The following is a 21,161-nucleotide window of genomic DNA, read 5'->3' as shown; positions in this document are numbered from 1 at the left end:
ACGGGCGTCCGCCGAAGCCCCTAGTCTGAACTCACGCCACCCTCCCTGGGTGGACGAGGAGACGGGCATGGATCGACTGCAAGGCAAGGTGGCCGCCATCACGGGCGGCGCGTTGGGCATCGGCGCTGCGTGCGTGCAGCGCTTCAGCGACGAGGGCGCGGCCGTGGCCGTGCTCGACGTGCTGGACGCCGAGGGCCAAGCCCTGGTGCAGCGTTTGCAGTCGCAGGGGCGCCGCGCGGCTTACTGGCACTGCGACGTGGCCATCGAAACCCAGGTGCAGGCCGCGTTGGACGCGGCGGCCGCGCACTTCGGCGGCCTGCACGTGCTCGTCAACAACGCCGGCATCGCGGGGCTCAGCAAACCGACGCACGAAACCACCGAGGCCGAGTGGGACCGGGTGCAGGCGGTCAACGTCAAGGGCGTGTTCTTCGGCACCAAGCACGCCATTCCGCACCTGCGGCGCGCCGGCCGCGGCAGCATCGTCAACCTGTCGTCCATCGCCGGGCTGGTGGGGCTGGCCTCGGTGCCGCCGTACCACGCGTCCAAGGGCGCCGTGCGCCTGATGACGAAGAACGACGCGATGCAGTACGCGCCCGAGCAGATCCGCGTGAACTCCATCCACCCGGGCTACATCTGGACGCCGATGGTGGAAAACCACCTGAAGGCCGTGAGCCCGGACCTGGAAGCCGCCAAGGCGGCCGCGGGCGCGGCGCACCCGCTGGGTCGCATGGGCGAGCCCGACGACATCGCCTGGTGCGCCGTTTACCTGGCCAGCGAGGAGTCCAAGTTCGTCACGGGCGCGGAGTTCGTCGTCGACGGGGGCTTCACGGCGCGCTAGGCCCCAAGGCGTCAGCGGGCGCGCGCGGCCCGCAGGCGTTTGAGCGCGGCATGCAGCCAGGCCCCGGCGGGCTCGATCGGCCCCTGGCCGCACTGCACCTGGTAAGCCTGCCCGGTGCTGCTGCTGCGCGTGGCCGCTTGGTCGATGAAGTCTTCGGTGCGGGTCAGGGTGGTTTGGTCCTCGAGCTTTTGCAGCTTGTAGGCCAGCACCTTCTGGGCTTCGTCCAGCCCGTGCCAACTGCCGTTGCGCTGGAAGCGGCAGGCCCCGGCGCGCAACTCGGCCATCAGGCCGTCGATCTCGGCGCGGACCGGGGCCGGCGTCGGCCCGGCCCCAGCGGCGGTGGTCAGGAGCAGGGCGGGCAAGAGCAGCGCCCGGCGCGTCATGGCTTGCAAGCGTCCGTGTAGAAGCGGAACGGGCACACGGCGATGTAAGACGCGTCGCCACCGATCGACACCTGCTCGCCCTCGTTCACGCGGCGGCCGTTGCCGTCCACCCGCATGTTGAAGCTGGCCTTGCGGCCGCAGGCGCACACGGTTTTCAACTCTTCCACCTGGTCGGCCAGCAGGCCGAGGGCGGCAGCGCCTTCGAATCCGTTGCCCAAAAAGTCGGTGCGCAGGCCGTAGCCGATCACGGGCACGCCGTGCAGCACGGCGATGCGGTGCAACTGCCGCACCTGCTCGGTCGTCAAGAACTGGGCCTCGTCGATCAGCACGCAGGCGGTGCCGGCCGGGATGTCGTCGGCCGCGAACACCGTGTCGGGCGCGAAGGTGCGCGCCGGGCGCTGCAGGCCCAGGCGCGTGCCGACCGTGCCCTCGCCGTAGCGGTCGTCGATGGCGGCGGTGTAGATGACCACGCTGCGCCCCAGGCGCTCGTAGTTGTGGGCCACGCCCAGCAAGGCCAGGGTCTTGCCGGCGGCCATGGCGCCGTAGCGCCAGAAGAGTTTGGCCATCGTTGGAGAAAGGGGAGGCGTTGGAGAAAGGGCGCGATTGTCCAGGGCGCTTGGCGCCGTCGCGGCGCGGCAACGGCAAGAAGAAGACAAATGCGAATCGTTCGCATTACCGATACACTGACGCTCCCGACCGCCACCGCGTCCGCCTGCCATGACCGCCGCCCACCTGTCCCTGCCATTGCCTCCACCGCCCCGCGGTTCGGCCAGCGTTGTCACGGCCGCCGCGGCGCCCTTCGTGCCGAGCGCGCGTTGGGCGCCGGCGCCGGCCCGGCGCGGCGCCGCCTTGCTGGTGTTGGCCTTGCACCTGCTGGCCCTGGCCCTGCTGTGGCAGGCCGGTCGCCACGTGGTGGCCAAGATCCAAACCCCGGCCCTGGCGGTGAGCCTGCTCCCGGCCGACGCCCCCCCTGCGGCCGCGCCCCGTCCCGCCATGCCGCGCACCGAGCTGCCCTCCCTGCCCGTGAGCCCGGCGCCCGTGCCGCCCCTGCCCGAGTTCACCCCGGCGGCCGCAACGCGCGAGACGAATGCCTCGCCCCCGCCGCCCGCCGCTGCGGTGGCGGCGACCGAGGCCGCACCCATCCGCGCCGTGGCGGCCCCGCCGCCCGGCCCCAAGCCGGTGGCGGCCGGCAGCCTGCGCTACCGCGTGGAGCCGGCCGTCGAGGTGCCCCGCCTGTCGCGCCGCGCCGGCGAGCACGGCCGCGTGCTGCTGCGCGTGGTCTTCGACACCGAGGGCCGCCCGCGCGACATCCAACTGCTTCGCAGCTCGGGCTTTGCCCGCCTGGACGCCCAAGCCCGCGAGGCCATGCAGGCCGCGCGCATCGCGCCCTACCTCGAAGACGGTCGCGCCATCGAGGTCGTGGCCCAGGCCACGCTCGAGTACGAGCTCGAGTGAGCCGGCGCCGCCCCTTTTCTCCCTCGATCCCTATTTCCCTGTTCCCCCGCTCCCCATGAAGAAACCGACCCTCCCCCTCGGCGCGCTGGCCGCCGGCTTTGGCCTGAGCCTGGGCGCTTTGGCGCAGACCGCACCGCTGCCCAATGCCACCGACAAGGCCCTGCCCACCGTCAAGGCCAAGGCCGCCAAAGAGCCCGAAAGCAAAGACAGCGTCCAGGCCACGGAAACGCAAATCGGCAAGGGCAAGCAAGAGCTGCGCGACCTCCCCCAGTCCATCAGCGTGGTGACCGAGCGCCTGATCGACGACCGCAACCTCGACACCCTGAAAGACGCGCTCAAGCAAACCGCGGGCATCAGCTTCCTGGCGGCCGAGGGCGGTGAAGAGGACATCCGCCTGCGCGGCTTCCCGCTGCAGGCCACGGGCGACGTGTTCGTCGACGGCATGCGCGACCCGGCCTTCTACGAGCGCGACACCTTCAACTACGAGCGCATGGAGGTGCTGCGCGGCTCGGCCTCGATGCTGTTCGGCCGCGGCTCCACCGGTGGCGCCGTGAACCAGGTGAACAAGGCGCCGCGCCTGCTCGACCGCAGCACCGTGGACGTGACCGTGGGCAGCCACGGCCACGTCCGTGCCGTGGGGGATTTCAACCTGCGCGTGGGCGAGAGCAGCGCCGTGCGCATTGGCACCATGGTCACCGAGGCCGACAACAACGGCGCCGGCTCGTCGCTGAGCAAGCGCGGCGTGGCCGCCAGCTGGCGCACCGGCATCGGCGAGCGGGACGAGTTCCAGGTCACGGCCTACCACCTGGACAACGACAACGGCATGAACTACGGCATGCCCTTCATCCGCCCAACGGCCAGCGCGCCCGTGGCCGCCACGACCTTGCTGCCGGTGGACCCCAGCACCTATTACGGCCTGGCCAGCGACCGCAACGCCGGCAGCGCCAGCACCTTGACCTTGGCACACACGCATCGCTTCAGCCCACAGGCTGAATGGGTGACCAAGATCCGCAAGGGCGCGTACGAGCGCGACCAGCGCGCCGGAACCGTGCGTTTCGCCGCGGCCGCCTTGCAGCCCGACCGCCAGACCGTGACCCTGGCCACGCTCAATGCCAACTCGGTCATCAACCGCGGCACGCAGCTCAAGGTCCAGGACATGGACAACCTGTTCGTGCAAAGCGACTTCAACGGCAGCTTCCAGGTTGCCGGCATGAAGCACCAAGTGCAAGCGGGCTTTGATGTGGCCCGCGAAGAAAAGAAGGTCTACGCCGCTATCAGTGCGGCGCAGGGCGGCGTGGTGCCCGTCAAACCCACCACCACCCTGGGCGCCCCGAACGATGGCGCCAGCATCGACGAGAGCTTGCGCACCTTCCGCGTGGGCAACGCTTATGTGTCCACCGGTTGGGGCGCGTACCTGCAAGACCTGGTGTCGATCACCCCGACGACCAAGCTGCTGCTGGGCCTGCGCTACGACAGCTTGAAGGGCGACTACGACGCCTTCACCGTGCCGACCAACGCCAGCTCGCCGGTGACGACCACCCGCTACCGGATGAAGATCGGCGAATGGAGCTACCGCACCGGCCTGCTGTTCCAGCCGGACCCGCAATGGAGCTTCCACCTGTCGGCCGCGACCTCGTTCAACACCTCGGGCGACGCCTACTCGCTGTCGGCCGCCAACGTCAACATCCCGCCCGAAGAGGCCCTGAACGTCGAGGCCGGCGCCAAGTGGGACTCGGCCGACGGCCGCTTCAGCGTGCGTACCGCCGTGTTCCGCGCCACCAAGCTGCACGAACGCAACACCGACCCGCTGCTCAACATCGTGACCCTCTCCGGCAAGCGCCACGTGGCCGGCTTCGAGATCGAGTTGGCCGGCAAGCTGTCGCCCGCCTGGGACGCCTTTGCCTCGTACAGCTGGCTGCCGGTGGCCAAGATCGACGTCAGCAGCGCCACCGGCGGTGAGATCGCGGGCGATCGCCCCTCGCTCACCCCGCAGCACAGCGGCTCGGTCTGGACGACCTACCAGCTCACGCCGCAGTGGCGGGTGGGCGGCGGCCTCACCGCCCGCAGCGGCATGCAGCCCATCCGCAACCCTGGCTACTACGCCAAGGGCTGGGTGACGGGCGACCTGATGGCGGAGTACAAAGTCAGCGGCGCGCCCCTGGTGTTCAAGGCCAACCTGAGCAACTTCACCAACAAGTTGTACGCCGACGCGCTGTACGCCGGCCACTACATCCCCGGGGCCGGGCGCCTGTTCCAAGTCACCGGCAGCTACACCTTCTGACCATGCTGATCACCCTGCCCCATGTCTTGACGCCCGACGAGCTGGGGCAGGCCCGCGCGTGGCTGGCCGCCGGCGCTTGGACGGGGGGCCGGCACACCGCCGGCCGCCAGTCGGCCCAGGTCAAGGACAACGCCCAGCTCGACCCGGCGCACCCGCTCACGCAGCATCTGCAACGGCTGGTGCTGGCCGCGATGGAGCGGCACCTGCTGTTCTTCAGCGCGGCGCTGCCCAAGAAGATCTGGCCACCGGCCTTCAACCGCTACGTCGGCGGGCAAACCTACGGCGACCACGTGGACCAGGGCATCCGCAGCCGCGAGGGCCTGCGCTTGCGCTCCGACCTCAGCTGCACCCTGTTCTTCAGCGAGCCCGAGGACTACGAGGGCGGCGAGCTGGTCACCGAACTGGGCGGCCAAACCTTCCGCGTCAAAGGCCGCGCCGGCGACGCCGTGCTGTACCTGGGTCACACCGTGCACCGGGTGGAGCCAGTCACGCGCGGCGAGCGCCTGGCGAGCTTCTTCTGGGTCGAAAGCCTGGTGCGCGCGCCCGAGCAGCGCGAGCTGCTGTTCAACCTCGACCGCGCCCTCACGGCGCTGCGCGAGCGCGACGGTGAGAGCGCCGAGGCGGTGGCCCTGATGGGCACTTACCACCACCTGCTGAGGATGTGGGCCGACACCTGATCAAGCGTCGTTCTCAGCGCGCACGCGCTGCAGTTGCACCCCCCCAAAGGCCAGCTCGAAGGCGGTGAAGCCCAGCACGATGGCGCTGGCGCCCTGCAGCACGGCGTGCACCTGCCAGCTTGCAAACATCAAGCGCGCTGCGGCGTCCAGCCGACCCAGGCGCAGCGAGGGCGCGGTCCAGCGCGCCAGCGACCAGACCACCACCACGGAACCGAGCAGGTTGGCCAAGAGCAGGTGCAAGGGGTCCAGCGGGGGCATGGCGCCCGGCAGGCCCCAGGCCAGGTCCAGCGCATGCAACTGGGCGTAGACCCAGGCGAAGGTCCAGGGCAGGGCAAAGGGCCAGGTCACCAGCAGGTCGTACAAGGCGCTGGCGCGCACCCATTTCAGGTACACGGCGAGGGGCATGGAGGGCTCCGAAAACGACGATGGCCGGCAGTCTCAAGCCTGGAGTACGCTCCAAGGTCAAGGGAGACAGCGATGCAAATCGGCGAGTTGGCGAAAGCCAGCGGGGTGTCGTGCGACGCCCTGCGCTTCTACGAGCGGCGTGGCCTGATCCGCGCCCAGCGGCGGCCCAACGGCTACCGGCATTACGCGCCCGAAACGGCGCTGCTGGTGGGTTACATCCGGGCGGCCCAGCAGCTCGGCTTCAGTCTGCGGGACATCGCCCAGGAACTGCCGGCGGTGTGGCAGCACCCCGACCCCGCACCGGCCCTGCAGCGCGTGCTGCGCGCCAAGCTCGCCGAGATCGACCAGCGCATCGTGGCGCTGCAGGCCTTGCGCCAGGGCTTGTCAGAGCGCCTGGACCAAGACTGCCCCATGGGCGTCCGGGCGGTGTGAGGAGGGGCCGATGCCAACCCAGCAAGCCACCGCGATGGACCACGAAGGCCAGGCGATGAAGGCCTGGGAATCCCCGCAGCCCCCTGCCACGCCGTGGTCGACGGTGGCCTCCCGCGAGGTGTGGCGCATCGTGCTGCTGTACGCCGGCTTCGCCGGCTTGTGGATCGGGGGCTCGGACAGCCTCTTGGCCTGGTTGATCAGCGACGCCGACGCCATGGCGCGCATCAGCATGGTCAAGGGCTGGCTCTTCGTGGGCCTGACCTCGGTGCTGCTGTTCGGCTTGATCCGTCGCCTGGTGAACGAGGTCAATGCCTCCTTGCGAACGGCGCAGGCGCACGAGGCGGCCTTGCTCGCCACCCAGGCGCAGTTGGAGCAGGCGCAAGAGATCGCGGGCCTGGGGCACTACGAACTGGACGTGGCGGCCCAGCACTGGACGGTGTCGCCCATCGCCGAGCACCTGATCGGCGTGCCCAGCGGCCGCCCTTTGACCTTGGCGCAGTGGCAAGCGCTGGTGCACCCCGACGACTGGCCCGCGCTGAACGCCCACTTCGAGCGGGCGGTGGCCGAAGACGACCAGTTTTGCTGGACGTACCGCATCGTGCGTCCCACGGACGGCGAATGGCGCTGGATCGAAGCCCGCGGCGAGTTCGTGCGAGATGCGGCGGGGCAGGCCCAGTTCCTGCGTGGCACCTTCCAAGACCTGACGGCGCGCAAGGTGGCCGAGCAAGAGGTCATGGCCTCCCGCCAACGCCTTCAGGCCACCCTGGACGCCTTGCCTGACTTGCTGTTCGAGATCGGGGTGGACGGGCGCATTCACCATTACCACTCGTTTCGCGGGGACTTGCTGGCCGCGCCCCCTGAGGTGTTTCTCGGGCGCCGCCTGGCCGACGTCCTGCCGCCCGAGCCGGCGGCGGTGTGCCACCGGGCCATCGAAGAGGCGGCGCGGGACGGACATTCGGTGGGCCAGCGCTACGCGCTCGACCTGCCCCAGGGGCGCCGCTGGTTCGAGCTGTCGGTGGCACCGATGGCCACACCCGATCCCGCCGACCGGCGGTTCGTGTTCATCGCCCGCGACGTGACCGAGCGGCACGAGGCCGAGGAAAAGTTGCAATTGGCCGGCCGCGTGTTCCAGCACGCGCGCGAGGCCATCATGGTCACCGATCCCCATGGGGACATCCTCGACGTCAACGAGGCCTTCACCCGCATCACCGGCTACACGCGGGACGAAGCGCTGGGGCGCAACCCGCGCTTTCTCAGCTCCGGCCGGCAAGGCGACGACTTCTACCGCGCGATGTGGGCCGGCCTGCGCGAGGGCGGGGCCTGGTCCGGCGAGATCTGGAACCGCCGCAAGAGCGGCGAGGTGTACGCCGAGATGCTGACCATCAGCGCCGTGCACAGCCCGCAGGGGCACCTGCAGCACTACGTCGCGCTGTTCTCCGACATCACGGCACTGAAGAAGTACCAGGCGGAGCTCGAGCACATCGCCCACTACGACGCCCTCACCGGCCTGCCCAACCGCCTGCTGCTGGCCGACCGCCTTCAGCAGGCCCTCACCCAGGCAGCGCGGCGGGGCAAGTCGGTGGCCATCGCCTACCTCGACCTCGACGGCTTCAAGGTCGTCAACGACCGCCATGGCCACGCCGTGGGTGACAAGCTGCTGGTGATCTTGGCCCACCGCATGCACGACGTGCTGCGCGAGGGCGACACCTTGGCCCGGATCGGTGGCGACGAGTTCGTGGCCGTGCTCATCGACCTCGAAAGCCCCGCCGCCGCCGACCCCTTGCTGGGGCGCATGCTGCGGGTGGCGGCCGAGGAGTTTTCCATCGCCGGCCTGAGCCTGCACGTGTCGGCCAGCATCGGCGTCACGCACTTCCCCCAGTCCGAGCCGGTGGCGCCCGACCAGCTGCTGCGCCAGGCCGACCAGGCGATGTACCAAGCGAAGTTGGCGGGCAAGAACCGGCACGCCGTGTTCGACGCGCTGCACGACTCGAACACGCGCGAGCACCACGCCTCCTTGGTGCGCCTGCGCGAGGCGCTCGAGCGCGAGGAGTTCGTGCTGCACTTCCAGCCCAAGGTGAACCTGCGCACCGGGGCAGTCATGGGGGCCGAGGCCCTGATCCGTTGGCGGCACCCCGAGCGGGGCCTGTTGCCCCCCGGCGCCTTCTTGCCCCAGCTGGAGGGCGAGTCTTTGGCGGTGGACCTGGGCGACTGGGTCGTGCGCACCGCCCTGGCCCAGCACGAGCGCTGGTTGGACGAGGGCCTGTGCCTGCCCGTCAGCGTCAACGTCAGCGCCTTGCACCTGCAGCAGCCGAACTTCGCCGAGCGTTTGGCGCAGCAGCTGCGCGACCGGCCCCGGGTGCGGCCGGCGCACCTGACGCTTGAGATCCTCGAAACCAGCGCCTTGAGCGACCTGGCACAGGCCGCGCAGGTCATCGACGCCTGCAAGGTCCTGGGCGTGGCCTTCGAACTGGACGACTTCGGCACAGGCTACTCGTCGCTGACCTACTTGCGGCAGTTGGACGTGGCCGGCATCAAGATCGACCAGAGTTTCGTGCGCGACATGCTGGGCAGTGCCGGCGACCAGGCCATCCTGCGCGGCATCCTGGGCCTGGCCGAGGCCTTTGGCATGGCCGTCATCGCCGAAGGGGTGGAAACGGTGTCGCACGGCGCCCAGTTGCTGGCGCTGGGCTGCGAGGCGGCACAGGGCTACGGCATTGCCCGCCCGATGCCCGCCGAGCGCCTGGTCGATTGGGTCCAAGCCTGGCGGCCCGACCCGAGCTGGGTGGCCGCCGTTCCCGCCTGAGCGGCGCCCTCAGCGGGGGCCGGGCTCGTCGGGGTCGGGGGCTTCGGCCTGCTCTGCGGCCCGCAGGGCCTCGCGCTCCTGCCGCGTGGCCGGGCCCTTGGCGCGGGCCTTGGCCCGCTCGGCGCGCTTGGCCTCGCGCGCCCGGTCTTGCTCGGCGGCCGCGGCCGCCCAGGTTGCGAACTGCTCGGGCGTTTCCAGCGTGATGCGCCCCAGCACGCCCTGGCGGAACTCGTACAGCAGCACCTCGGCCGCCTTCTGCAGGTTCACGCGGCCGCCGGGCAGCATGGCGCCGCGCTTGCGGCCGATGGCGGTCAGCAGCGCGTCGTCGGTCGAGGTCGCCACGTCGGCCAGCGCGTAGCGCGCCGCCACCAAGCCGGGGTAGTCGGCGCGCAGGCGCTCCATCAGGGCCAGCGCGACGTCTTCTTCGTCCAAGGCGTTGCGGCCCACGGCGCCGCTGGCGGCCAGGTGGTAGCCGGCCTGCTCGATGCTGATGCGCGGCCACAGCATGCCGGGGGTGTCGAACAGCCACACGTCCTTGGCCAGCACCAATTTCTGCTCCACCTTGGTGATGCCCGGTTCGTCGCCCGTCTTGGCCGCGCGCTTGCCGCCCATCAGGGCGTTGATCAGGGTGCTCTTGCCGACGTTGGGGATGCCGCAAATCAGCAGGCGCAGGGGCTTGACCATGCTGGTGCGCGTGGGCGCCAGTTCGCGGCAAGCGGCCAGCAGGGCCTTGGCCGGCGTGATCTGCTTGGTGTCCATCGCGATGGCGCGCGTGCCCGGCGTGGCGTTGTAGTGCACCAGCCAGGCTTCGGTGCGCGCCGGGTCGGCCAGGTCCTGCTTGTTCAGCACCTTCAAGGCCGGCTTGCCCTGCGTCAGCTCGGCCAGCATAGGGTTGGCGCTGGAGCCCGGGCAGCGGGCGTCCAGCATCTCGATCACGACGTCGATGCCTTCCTTCATCCGGTCCTTGATCGCGTTGCGCGTCAAGGCCATGTGGCCGGGGAACCATTGAATCGCCACGGGGTGCCTGCTCGTTGTGTCGGGGAGAGGACAGCATTGTCCGGGACGCCGAATTAGGATCGCTGCCCCCCTCGGAGACGCCCATGGACCTCAGCACCCTCAAGAACCGCCAGATTCGCCTTGCCCAACGCCCCGTCGGCCTGCCCGGCCCCGAGTGCTGGCAAGCCACCGAGGAAGCCGTGACGGCCCCGCAAGAAGGGGGCGTGCTGTGCCAGACCCTGGCCCTGAGCCTGGACCCGGCCATGCGCGGCTGGATGAACGAGGGCAAGAGCTACATCCCGCCGGTGGAGATCGGCGCCGTGATGCGCGCCGGCGGCATCGGCCGCGTGATCGCCAGCGAGAACGCCGCCTTCCCGGTGGGCGCGCTCGTGACCGGTGGCCCGGGCGTGCAGGACTACTTCCTGGTGCCGGGCGACCAAATCAAGCGCACCGGCCTGGCCCGCATCGACCCCCGCCTGGGCTCGGTCACGCAGTGGCTCAACGTGCTGGGCATGCCGGGCATGACCGGCTACTTCGGCCTGATGGACGTGGGCCAGCCCAAGGCGGGCGAGACCGTGGTGGTGTCGGGCGCGGCCGGGGCCGTGGGCCAGACGGTGGGCCAACTGGCCAAGATCAAGGGCTGCCGCGTGGTCGGCATCGCCGGCGGCGAGGCCAAGTGCGAGTGGGTCGTGAAGGAGCTCGGCTTCGACGCTTGCATCGACTACAAGAACGGCTCCGTCAAAGACGGCCTCAAGCAGCACTGCCCCGACGGCATCGACGTCTACTTCGACAACGTCGGCGGCGAGATCCTCGACACGGTGCTGACCCGCATCAACCGCAAGGCCCGCATCATCATCTGCGGCGCCATCAGCCAGTACAACAACACCACGGCCGTGCAGGGCCCGAAGAACTACCTCAGCCTGCTGGTGAACCGCGCCCGCATGGAAGGCATCGTGGTCTTCGACTACGCCCCGCGCTACATGGAGGCCATCACCGAGATGGCGGCCTACCTGAAGGACGGGCGCATGAAGAGCAAGGAAGACGTGGTGCGCGGCACGGTGGCCGACTTCCCCGCCACCCTGCCCAAGCTGTTCAAGGGCGAGAACTTCGGCAAGCTGGTGTTGCAGTTGGCGGATTGATTTCGCCGGTGCTTGCGGGCGCTGGGTCGGCGTTTCGTGAGAGCCCGCAGGGGGCTCCACCCCCTGCACCCGGGTTCCTTTTGTCTTGGCAAAAGGAACCAAAACCGCTGGCCCCGGCTCCAGCGCCCCTGGCTCCGCCAGGGATTCCCTGCGCTGCTCGTTCCGGGGGGCTGCGGGATTGAACTCCCTGCGTTCGCTGCGCTCACTTCGGTCAAACAGCAATCCCGGGTCAGTTCACGAGGCACGCTTCGCGTGCGCCCCCCCTGCACTGCGCTGCTCGGCGCCTCCGAACGGGGCAACAGCCGAACAGCCAGCAGCCGAATGCCGAACAGCCCGGACTTCAACCTGTCGCGCCGTTTCCCGGCGGTTGGCTGTTCGGCTGTTCGCCCCGTTTGACGAGCCGAGCAGCACAGCCGAGTCCGGCGCGCGCGTCAGCGCGCTTCAAGCTCTGACTTCGCCCGCTTGTTTGAGCGCAGCGAGCGAAGCGAACGCAGCGAGTTAAGGGCGACCCGGGCTTGGCGAGCAGCGCAGGGAACCCCCGCCAACGGCGGGGCCGAGGCTGCCGGGGCGGCGCTTTTGGTTCCTTTTGGCAAGACAAAAGGAACTCCGGGTGCAGGGCGGATAGCGCCTGCGGGCTGTACCGAGCAGCGAGCCCATCGTCGGGCGTCGCCTCCTCAGCGCGAGCGGCGAGGTCTTAGCGCCCCACCTCCACCACCGCCCCCAAGGGACAGTGATCCGACACCCCCAACTGTGCCTCGCGCCCGTCCTTGGCCGCAAGGGTCAGGGCCAAACGCCCCAAGGGGTGCTTGAAGGCGCCTTCGGGTGCCTGCACCGGCCCGCCGACCACGATGTGGTCCAGGCCCAGCGGGTTGCGGCAGCCCAGGGCCTCGCCGCTGCGCAGCGCGTTCATCTGCTCGCGCTCCAGGTTGCGCGACTTGGCCAGCTTGCACAGGCCCGGGGCGTCCACGTCGGACGTGCACTGGCTGTCCAGCAGGCGCAGGGCCAAGGGCTGGCCGTCGTTCAGCTCGCGCCACAGGCTGCGCACCTTCACGCCGGGGCCGTGGGGATCGGTGGCGCTGCCGCCGGCGCTGCGGACCGCCGCGTCGCCGGGTTCGCTGGCCTCGTGGGCCAGGTTGCGGTTGAAGTCGCCCAGCAGCACCAGCGCGCTGCCGTCGGCCGCTTCGCGGTCCACCCAGGCTTCCAGCGGCGCCAGCTGCTGCTGCAAGGACACGCAATTCGGCTCGGCGCTGTCCAATTGGCCGCGACCCTCGGCGGCGCGCTCGTCGAAGGGCGAGACGCAGGACGACTTCAGGTGCACGGTCAGCACCTTCAGCGGCTTGCCATCCACGTTCAGGGCGAGCGACAGGCCCGGTCGCACCTGGTCGCGCAGCGCACGCTGCGGCAGGCTCAGCGGCCACTCGACCGCGCAGCGGCCGGCGCCCAGGCTCTTCTTCCAGGCGATGGCCAGGCGCTGCACCTTGTGGCCCTCGTAGCTGCAGACGTCGTAGCCCTGGCCCAGCAGCTCGCGCACGGCGGGCGCGCCGCTCACCTCTTGGAAGGCGATCACATCGGCCTTCAGCTGGTCGCGCACGATGCTGCCGATGCGCGCCACGCGCGTGGCGTAGGCGGCTTCGGTGATGGGCACCACGGCGCGGTTGGCCTGGTAGATGTCGCAGGGCGGCAGCACGCCGATGTCCCACTGCACGGGGGCGTTGCGGCCCCAAGGCAGTTCCCAGCCGGGCTTGGTGTCGGCCGTGGCGCTGGCGGCCGGCTTCCAGGTGCCGTTGTCCAGTGCGAAGGGGGCGCTGCAGGCGGCGATCCAGTCGCGGGTCTCGGCCTGGCTCAGGTGCCAGCCCAGGTTCCAGGTGACGACCTTCAGGGGCGCGGCGGCGGCCGTGTGCGAGAGCAGCCCCGACAGGGCGGCGGCGGTCAGGGCAAAGGCAAGGCGCATGGGGTTCAGGCGGTGAGGGCTTCGGGTTGGGGGGCCGCGGCGCGGTAGCGGGCCAGCATGTCGGCCCACTGCTGCCGCACGGCGGTGACGTTGGCGTGCTTGACGTGCCCGTAGCCGCGGATGCGCTCGGGCAGGCGCGCCAGTTGCAGCGCGAGCTCCAGCTTTTCGGGCGTGAGACCGGCGACGAGCTCGCGCACCAGGGCTTCGTAGTCGGCCAGCAGCTGGCGCTCCATGCGGCGCTCTGCGGTGTGGCCGAAGACGTCCAGCGCGGTGCCGCGCAGGCCCTTGAACCGCGCCAGCACGCCAAAGGCCTTCCACATCCAGCCGCCGTAGGTGAGCTTCTTGACGCGGCCGTCGCTGCCCGGCTTGGCCAGGAGGGGCGGCGCCAGGTGGAAGCGCAGGCCGTCCCAGCGCTCGAACTGGGCCTTGAGCGAGGCTTCGAACTGGCCGTCGGTGTACAGGCGCGCGACCTCGTACTCGTCCTTGATGGCCATGAGCTTGGCCAGGTAGCGGGCCACGGCCTTGCTCAGGCGCTCGGCCTTGCCGGCCTCGCCCAGCCGGGCTTCGGCGGCGCGAACCTGGGCGACGAGCGCTTGGTAGCGCTCGGCGTAGGCGGCGTTTTGGTACTGGGTCAGGAAGCGCACGCGGCGGGCGATCAAGCCCTCGTTGCCGTCCAGCTTGTCGCTGCTCAGGTTCAGCAGCACCTTTTGCTCGCCGCCCAGGCGGCCAATCGCCGCCGGCGCCGCGTAGGCCAAGCGGCCCAGCGCAAAGGCCGTTTTGTTGGCCTCCACCGCCACGTTGTTCAGCTCGATGGCGCGCATCAGGGCGGCGTGGCTCACCGGCACCAGGCCGGCCTGCCAGCAAGCCCCCAGCATGACGATGTTGCTGGGCATGGTGTCGCCGAGCAGGCGCTGCGCGATGCCTTGGGCGTCGAGCGTTTGCAGCTTGCCCTCAGCCCCGTTCTGGCCGACGGCGAACTTCATCTTCTCGAGCAGCTCGCCCGCGTGCAGGCTGGCGTCGGGGTTGCGCACGAAGGCGGCCGTGGGCAGCTCGTGCGTGTTGGCCAGGATGACGGTGCGGCCGGGCTTCACGGTTTGCAGCGCGTCCTGGCTGGCGCCCACCACCAGGTCGCAGGCCAGCAGCACGTCGGCCTGCTGGGTGTCGATGCGCACCTGGTTCAGCAGGTCGGCCGTGGGGGCCACGCGCACGAAGCTCAGCACGCTGCCGCCCTTTTGCGCGAAGCCCATGAAGTCCAGCACCGAGGCCTGCTTGCGCTCCAGGTGCGCGGCCATGGTGATCAGGGCGCCCACGGTCACCACGCCGGTGCCGCCCACGCCGGTCACCAGCAGGTCAAAGGGGCCGGTCCAGGTCCACGCTGGCGGCTCGCCGATGGCGGCCAGCTCGCGCTGCACGTCGGCCGGCGTGAAGCTGGCGCCCACCTTCTTCTTCAGCACGGCGCCGTCCACGCTGACAAAGCTGGGGCAGAAGCCATTGACGCAGCTGAAGTCCTTGTTGCAGCTGGTTTGCTCGATGGCGCGCTTGCGGCCGAAGTCGGTCTCCACCGGCACCACGCTCAGGCAGTTGCTGGCCTGGCCGCAGTCGCCACAGCCTTCGCACACCTGCTCGTTGATGAAGATGCGGCGCGGCGGGTCCGGAAACTCCTTCTTTTTGCGGCGGCGGCGTTTCTCGGCGGCACAGGTCTGGTCGTAGATCAGCACGCTCACGCCCTTGACTTCGCGCAGCTCGCGCTGCACGGCGTCCATGTCGCCGCGGTCGTGGAACGTGGTGCCCGGCGGGAACAGCGCGCGGTGCGCGTCGTACTTCTCGATCTCGTCGGACACGATGGCCAGGCGCTTCACGCCCTCGGCCTCCACCTGGCGGGCGATCTGCGGCACGCTGGTCTGACCATCCACCGGCTGGCCGCCGGTCATGGCCACGGCGTCGTTGTAGAGGATCTTGTAGGTGATGTTGGTGCGCGCGGCGATGGCCTGGCGGATGGCCAGGTAGCCCGAGTGGTAGTAGGTGCCGTCGCCCAGGTTCTGGAAGACGTGCGGCGCGTCGGTGAAGCGGCTCATCGCCGCCCAGTCCACGCCCTCGGCGCCCATTTGCACCAGGCCCGAGGTGCTGCGCTCCATCCAGTTGGCCATGAAGTGGCAACCGATGCCGGCCAGCGCGCGCGAGCCTTCGGGCAGCTTGGTGCTGGTGTTGTGCGGGCAGCCCGAGCAGAAGTAGGGCAGGCGGCGCGTGGCGTCGGCGGCGTTGCTCAGCACGCAGGGCGCGGTGAAGTCCACGACGAGGTGGCGGCGGTCCAGCGCGGGGTTCAGGCGGGCCAGCCATTCGGCCACCACGGCCATGATGCGGCTCGGTCGCAGCTCGCCCAACTCGCTGAGCAGCGGCGCGCCGTGCTCGTCGGACTTGCCCACCACGCGCGGGCGCTGGAAGGCCGGGCGGTGGAACAGCATCTCTTTGATCTGCCGCTCGACGACCGGGGCCTTCTCCTCGATCACCAGCACGTCGGTCAGGCCCTGCGTGAAGGCCTCGATGCGCGTGGGCTCCAGCGGGTACACCAGGCCGACCTTGTAGACGCGCACGCCGGCGGCGGCCAGGGCGTTGGGGTCCAGGTCGAGGCGACGCAGCACCTCCATGAAGTCGAAGTGCGCCTTGCCCACGGTGACGATGCCCAGGGTGGCGGCCGGGCTGGACACGATGTGCTTGTCGACCGAGTTCAGCTTGCTGAACGCCTTCACCGCGGCCAGCTTGTGCGCCAGGCGGCTTTCCAGGTCCAGGCTGGGCAGGTCGGTCTGGCGGATGTGCAGGTTCGTGGCGGGCGTGAAGTCGATCGGGTGCTCGAAGTCCAGCGGCACCGCGTCCAGGTCCACCGTCATGCCCGACTCGACCACCTCGCTGATGGCCTTGAAGCCGACCCAGTTGCCGCTGAAGCGGCTCAGCGCCCAGCCGTACAGGCCGAACTCCAGGTACTCGGCCACGTTGCCCGGATGCAGCACGGGCATGAACCAGGCCTGCATGGCCAGGTCGCTCTGGTGCGGCATCGACGAGGACACGCAGCCGTGGTCGTCCCCCGCCACCACCAGCACGCCGCCCTGCGACGACGAGCCATAGACGTTGCCGTGCTTCAGCGCGTCGCCGCTGCGGTCCACGCCCGGGCCCTTGCCGTACCACATGGCGTACACGCCCTCGACGCGGCGCTGCGGGTCCAGCGCCACGCGCTGCGTGCCCAGCACGGCGGTGGCGGCCAAGTCCTCATTGATAGCGGGCAGGAACTCGACCTGCGCCTTCTCCAAGAACTTCTTCGCCTTCCACAGCTGCTGGTCCACCATGCCCAGCGGCGAGCCGCGGTAGCCAGAGACGAAACCCGCGGTCTTCAGGCCAGCGCGCTCGTCCACGCGCTTTTGCATGATCAGCAGGCGCACCAGCGCTTGGGTGCCGGTCAGGAAAACAGCGCCGCTGTCGGCGGCCAGGTTGTCGCTCAGCTGGTAGCTGCGCAGGGGCAAAGCGTCGCTCATGGCGAGGTCTCGCAGGTGAGGTTGGGTGCGGGTGCGCCGGCGCCCACCTCGTGAGCAGGGCCGGGGGCCCCAAGGAGTGGGGCGCGGTCGTGAGATTGTGCCGGGTCGACCCTGTCGACCGCGGGGGCTCGGGGCGGCTAGCATCGCTCACCGCACGGGAGGCTCGCATGGCAGAGAGTCGTACAAACGGGTTGACGCAGGAGGCACTGGGCGCCATCCAGGTGGCGGCGCACGAGTTGCCCGACGCCTGCGAGCGCCTGCTGTACGTCAAGCAGATGACCGAGCAGGCCGCCAACAAGGTGTTCGCCCTCATCGACCAGTTGCAGGCCGACACCCAGGCCCTGCGCGACCTGGCGGCCACGCCCAACCCCGAAGCCTTGCGTGCCCTGGCCGACCGGCAGCAGGCGCTGAGCACCGAGTTGATGCTCAGCCAAGAGTTCCAGGACCTGTCGGGCCAGGTCATCAACAAGGTGGTGAAGCTCTTGGAAAGCGTGGAGCGCCCGCTGCACCAGGTGTTGGACCATGCCGGCGACGGCGCGACCGAGGCCATGCCCTTGAACGACGGCGAGTTGGTGGGCGTCCAAACCCCCGACAAGGCCTTGCAGCAGGACGACGTCGACGACCTGCTCGCCTCGCTCGGCTTCTGAACCCAAGGCCACCGGCGCGCCCCATTGCGCCCCAAGCCGGGGCATGGCGACGCCAGCGCGCTGCGGCGTGGACGCCACACTGTTGCGAAAAAGTGCCAACCCGGCGAACGAACACCGTTCCGCGGCAGGGGCTGTCACCCAAGCGTCACCGACCCCCCCCAGAATCGACGCTTTTCGACTTTCGCGCCCCTTTGTGAGCCTTTGTCACGCCGCTTGACGCGGCGGCGTTGGGCGCCAAAGCGGGCTTCTCCTTCGTTTTCCAGGAGTTTTTGCCCATGAACCCCCTTGGTTCTTTGTTCACCCGCCATGCCCTGGCCGCCGCGGTCGCCATCGTGGCCGCCGCCCCCGCCCTGGCCCAGAACACCTCCGCCGCCATTGGTGGCCGCGTCCTGACCCCCGATGGCAAGCCCGTGGCCGGTGCCACGGTCGTCGTGCTGCACCTGGAATCGGGCGCCTCGAACACCCTGACCACCGACGCCGACGGCCGCTACAGCGCCCGCGGCCTGCGCGTGGGCGGCCCCTACACCGTGACGGTGACCAAGGGCGCCGACAAGTCGGTCACCAACGACGTGTACCTGGTGCTGGCCGAAACCACGCAAGTCGACCTGCAAGTCGGCACCGCCGCCGCCCAGTCGCTGGAGCGCGTGGTCGTCACCGGCCAGGCCGTGAACAACAAGTTCGCCAGCACGACCATGGGCTCGGGCACCCAAATCGGCCGCGCCGAGCTGGACGCCTACTCGTCCATCCAGCGCAACCTGCAGGACTACGCCCGCAACGACCCGCGCCTGTCGCAAACCGACAAGGAGCGCGGTGAGATCTCGGCCGGCGGCCAGAACACCCGCTTCAACTCCATCACCGTCGACGGCGTCCGCATCAACGACACCTTCGGCCTGGAGTCGAACAACCTGCCGATGCTGAAGCAGCCGATCTCGATCGACGCGATCCAGGCGGTGCAGGTCAACCTGAGCAACTACGACGTCACCCAGACGGGCTACACCGGCGCCAACATCAACGCCGTGACCAAGTCGGGCACGAACGAGCTCAAGGGCAGCGTGTACTACGTGTACCGCGACGCCAACATGGCGGGCGATCGCTTCAACCGCAACAACGGCACCTACTTCACCCCGCCGGCGTTCAAGGAAGACACCAAGGGCATCACGATCGGCGGTCCGATCATCAAGGACAAGCTCTTCTTCTTTGCCAGCTACGAAGACCTGCGCAGCACCCGCAACGGCCCGCAGTGGGGCCCGATCGGCGGCACCCTGCCGGCCGTGGGCATCACCCAAGCCCAGGTTGACGCCGCGATCGCCGCTGGCAAGACCTATGGCATCGACATCGGCAACCTGAACCCGGTCAGCGGCGTCGAACTGGTCGCCAAGGACAGCCTGCTCAAGCTCGACTGGAACATCAGCGAGAAGCACAAGGCCAACCTGCGCTACACCAAGTCGGAAGAAGCCAACCCGATCTTCCCGAGCACGACCAGCAACACCACCCTGTCCATGAGCTCGCACTGGTACGTGCAGCAAAAGACCTTGGAAACGCTGGTGGGCCAGGTCTTCTCGAACTGGACCGACGACTTCTCGACCGAGTTGAAGATCTCGCAGCGCGACTACGAGAGCACGCCGCTGAACAACAGCAACCTGCCGATGGTCAGCCTGGTGTTCACCAACCCGGCGCCGGCCGGCACGGCCACGGGCAACCGCACGCTGCGTTTTGGCACCGAGAACAGCCGCCACTTCAACAACCTGGCCACGAAGACGCTGAACACCTTCTTCGCCGCCAACTACTTCATGGGCGACCATGAACTGAAGGCCGGCTTCGACCTCGAGAAGAACGACATCTACAACGCCTTCTTGCAGAACACCAAGGGCGTGTACGTCTTCCAAGGCGCCGACCCGGTCGCGCTGTGGTTGGCCGGTCGTCCCACCAGCTACAACGTGCAGTTGCCGCTGGCCGGTAAGACCTTGAACGACGGTGCTGCCAATTGGACCCAGAACAACCTGGGCCTGTTCCTGCAGGACACCTGGACCGTCAACGACAAGCTGACCCTGACGGGCGGCCTGCGCGTGGACAGCTTCAGCACCGGCGATCGCCCGATCGCGAACGCCCTGGCTTCGGGCCCGGTGGTGGCGGGCAATGCCGCCACCAACCTGCGCCAAACCGGCGGCTTCGGGTTCGACAACACCCGCACCATGGACGGCACCAAGCTGTGGCAGCCGCGCTTGGGCTTCAACTACGCCTTCGACCCCGTCAACAAGCGCAAGTCGCAACTGCGCGGCGGCATGGGCCTGTTCCAAGGCAATGCAGCCAACGTCTGGATGACCAACCCCTTCCAGAACAACGGCAGCGCCACGGCCAACTTCAGCTGCTCGGGCACCGGCGGCACCGTCTGCCCCCCGGGCCTGGTGTTCGTTGCGAACCCCGACGGTCAGCCGGTCATCACCGGCACGCCGCCGGCGGCCAACATCGACGTGATCTCGTCGCGCGTCAAGCAGCCCTCGGTCATCAAGGCCAACCTGGCGTTTGACACCGAGCTGCCCTGGCACGGCCTGACCTTCGGCGCCGAGTGGCTGCACAGCCAGGTCAAGGACGGCATCTTCTACCAGTACCTGAACCTGGGCACCGTCACCGCCACCGCGCCGGACGGCCGCCAGATGTTCTGGAACGCCGCCGGTCGCAACGCCACCACCTGCTGGGGCGCGGGCGGCTCGACCCCGACCACGGGCTGCGGTTCGCTGGTCAAGGCGCTGAACAACGTCAACTTCAACAACGTCACCCTGGTTGAGCACACCAGCCTGGGCAGCGGCAACCAGCTGACCCTGTCGCTGTCGCAGCGTCCGATGCCTGGCGTGTCCTGGACCGCGGCCTACACCCGCACCAGCGCCACCGAAGTCAGCCCGCTGACCTCGTCGACCGCCAACTCGAACTGGCTGAACCGCGCGGTCTACAACCCGAACGAGGAAGTGGCCGCGAACTCGGCCTACCTGATCCGCGACCGCTTCAACGCCAACTTGAACGTGACGAAGGCCTACTTCGGCAAGTACAAGACCACCTTCGGCGTGACCTACGAAGGCCGTTCGGGCAAGCCCTACAGCTGGACCTTCAACAACGACATGAACGGCGACGGCGTGGCCGGCAACGACCTGCTGTACGTGCCGTCGGGCGTGGGTTCGGGCGAGGTGCTGTTCAAGCTGCCGGGCTCGACCAACACGGTTGCCAACTCGGGCGCCGCCGCCGAGGCCAAGTTCTGGGCCGTCGTGGACGCCAACCAAGCCCTGCGCGACGCCAAGGGCGGCGTGGTGGGGCGCAACAAGGCCTTCTCGAAGTTCACCAACAGCTTCGACGTCCGCCTGACCCAAGAAATCCCGGGCTTGTTCGACGGCCACAAGGGCGCGGTCACCCTGGACGTGCAGAACTTCGGCAACCTGCTGAACCGCCGTTGGGGCCGCATCGACGAAGTCGGTTTCGGCACCGGGGGCAACGTGCGCAACTTCGTGAACTTCGCCGGCATCGACCCCGCCACGGGCAAGATGGTGTACTCGGTGAACGACCCGACGGACTTCACCACGCGCCAGAACCGCGGCGAGTCGCAGTGGGCCGTGCAGGTCACCGTGCGCTACTCGTTCTGAC

At 69.2% G+C, this 21,161-nt stretch carries 15 protein-coding genes; 9 read left to right on the top strand and 6 right to left on the bottom strand.

Annotated elements, in window-relative coordinates; genetic code table 11:
- The first annotated feature begins 67 nt into the window (after positions 1 to 67).
- The gene (locus tag EOD73_RS07390) at positions 68 to 838 is read left to right on the top strand and encodes an SDR family NAD(P)-dependent oxidoreductase (RefSeq protein WP_127682238.1); all 771 of its coding nucleotides are present in this window, start codon (positions 68 to 70) and stop codon (positions 836 to 838) included.
- A gap of 11 nt (positions 839 to 849) precedes the next feature.
- Here the strand turns inward: EOD73_RS07390 and EOD73_RS07385 are convergent, their stop codons facing one another.
- Both EOD73_RS07385 and EOD73_RS07380 read right to left on the bottom strand, forming a co-directional pair.
- Complete coding sequence (locus EOD73_RS07385; protein WP_127682237.1) at positions 850 to 1,221, bottom strand: DUF5329 family protein; 372 nt, start codon at positions 1,219 to 1,221, stop codon at positions 850 to 852.
- Positions 1,218 to 1,787 (bottom strand): thymidine kinase, encoded by a 570-nt coding sequence (locus EOD73_RS07380; RefSeq protein ID WP_127682236.1) that lies wholly within the window; start codon positions 1,785 to 1,787, stop codon positions 1,218 to 1,220. The genes EOD73_RS07385 and EOD73_RS07380 overlap by 4 nt, the downstream gene beginning before the upstream one ends.
- A 151-nt stretch (positions 1,788 to 1,938) precedes the next feature.
- Between EOD73_RS07380 and EOD73_RS07375 the strand changes: the two genes are divergently transcribed.
- From EOD73_RS07375 to EOD73_RS07365, 3 genes are read left to right on the top strand one after another with little or no spacing between them, the layout of a single operon-like run.
- Positions 1,939 to 2,676: an energy transducer TonB gene (locus EOD73_RS07375; protein ID WP_127682235.1), complete on the top strand. Its 738-nt coding sequence runs from the start codon at positions 1,939 to 1,941 to the stop codon at positions 2,674 to 2,676.
- A gap of 55 nt (positions 2,677 to 2,731) precedes the next feature.
- A complete protein-coding gene (locus tag EOD73_RS07370) occupies positions 2,732 to 4,957 on the top strand; it encodes a TonB-dependent receptor (RefSeq protein ID WP_127682234.1) in 2,226 nt (741 codons plus the stop codon).
- A 2-nt stretch (positions 4,958 to 4,959) separates the two neighbouring features.
- Entirely contained in the window at positions 4,960 to 5,634 is a 675-nt protein-coding gene (locus tag EOD73_RS07365; RefSeq protein ID WP_127682233.1) for a Fe2+-dependent dioxygenase, read from the top strand.
- Here the strand turns inward: EOD73_RS07365 and EOD73_RS07360 are convergent, their stop codons facing one another.
- Positions 5,635 to 6,039, bottom strand: a complete 405-nt coding sequence (locus tag EOD73_RS07360; protein ID WP_127682232.1) for a hypothetical protein — start codon at positions 6,037 to 6,039, stop codon at positions 5,635 to 5,637. It abuts the gene before it with no gap.
- Positions 6,040 to 6,111: 72 nt separating this feature from the next.
- On the opposite strand from EOD73_RS07360, the gene EOD73_RS07355 reads away from it, so the two are divergent.
- Positions 6,112 to 6,471 carry a MerR family transcriptional regulator gene (locus EOD73_RS07355; RefSeq protein WP_127682231.1) on the top strand — a complete coding sequence of 120 codons (360 nt, stop codon included), beginning with the start codon at positions 6,112 to 6,114 and terminating at the stop codon, positions 6,469 to 6,471.
- Positions 6,472 to 6,481: 10 nt separating this feature from the next.
- Positions 6,482 to 9,274, top strand: coding sequence for a sensor domain-containing protein (locus EOD73_RS07350; RefSeq protein WP_127682230.1), 2,793 nt, complete (start codon positions 6,482 to 6,484; stop codon positions 9,272 to 9,274).
- Positions 9,275 to 9,283: 9 nt separating this feature from the next.
- Here the strand turns inward: EOD73_RS07350 and ylqF are convergent, their stop codons facing one another.
- Positions 9,284 to 10,291: a ribosome biogenesis GTPase YlqF gene (ylqF, locus tag EOD73_RS07345; protein WP_127682229.1), complete on the bottom strand. Its 1,008-nt coding sequence runs from the start codon at positions 10,289 to 10,291 to the stop codon at positions 9,284 to 9,286.
- A gap of 83 nt (positions 10,292 to 10,374) precedes the next feature.
- Here ylqF and EOD73_RS07340 point away from each other — a divergent pair, with 83 nt between their 5' ends.
- A complete protein-coding gene (locus EOD73_RS07340) occupies positions 10,375 to 11,409 on the top strand; it encodes an NADP-dependent oxidoreductase (protein WP_127682228.1) in 1,035 nt (344 codons plus the stop codon).
- Between the two features lie 694 nt (positions 11,410 to 12,103).
- Here the strand turns inward: EOD73_RS07340 and EOD73_RS07335 are convergent.
- The gene (locus tag EOD73_RS07335; RefSeq protein ID WP_127682227.1) at positions 12,104 to 13,360 is read right to left on the bottom strand and encodes an endonuclease/exonuclease/phosphatase family protein; all 1,257 of its coding nucleotides are present in this window, start codon (positions 13,358 to 13,360) and stop codon (positions 12,104 to 12,106) included.
- 5 nt (positions 13,361 to 13,365) lie between these two features.
- Positions 13,366 to 16,884 (bottom strand): indolepyruvate ferredoxin oxidoreductase family protein, encoded by a 3,519-nt coding sequence (locus EOD73_RS07330; RefSeq protein WP_127682226.1) that lies wholly within the window; start codon positions 16,882 to 16,884, stop codon positions 13,366 to 13,368.
- Positions 16,885 to 17,051: 167 nt separating this feature from the next.
- Between EOD73_RS07330 and EOD73_RS07325 the strand changes: the two genes are divergently transcribed.
- Positions 17,052 to 17,531: a protein phosphatase CheZ gene (locus EOD73_RS07325; RefSeq protein WP_127682225.1), complete on the top strand. Its 480-nt coding sequence runs from the start codon at positions 17,052 to 17,054 to the stop codon at positions 17,529 to 17,531.
- A gap of 275 nt (positions 17,532 to 17,806) precedes the next feature.
- Positions 17,807 to 21,160 (top strand): TonB-dependent receptor, encoded by a 3,354-nt coding sequence (locus tag EOD73_RS07320; protein WP_127682224.1) that lies wholly within the window; start codon positions 17,807 to 17,809, stop codon positions 21,158 to 21,160.
- The last annotated feature ends 1 nt before the right edge of the window (position 21,161 follow it).

The organism is Inhella crocodyli (assembly GCF_004004565.1).
Classification (GTDB): Bacteria; Pseudomonadota; Gammaproteobacteria; order Burkholderiales; family Burkholderiaceae_C; genus Inhella; species Inhella crocodyli.
Note: the sequence above shows the minus strand (reverse complement) of the source record. Positions and strands in the feature narration are given on the sequence as shown.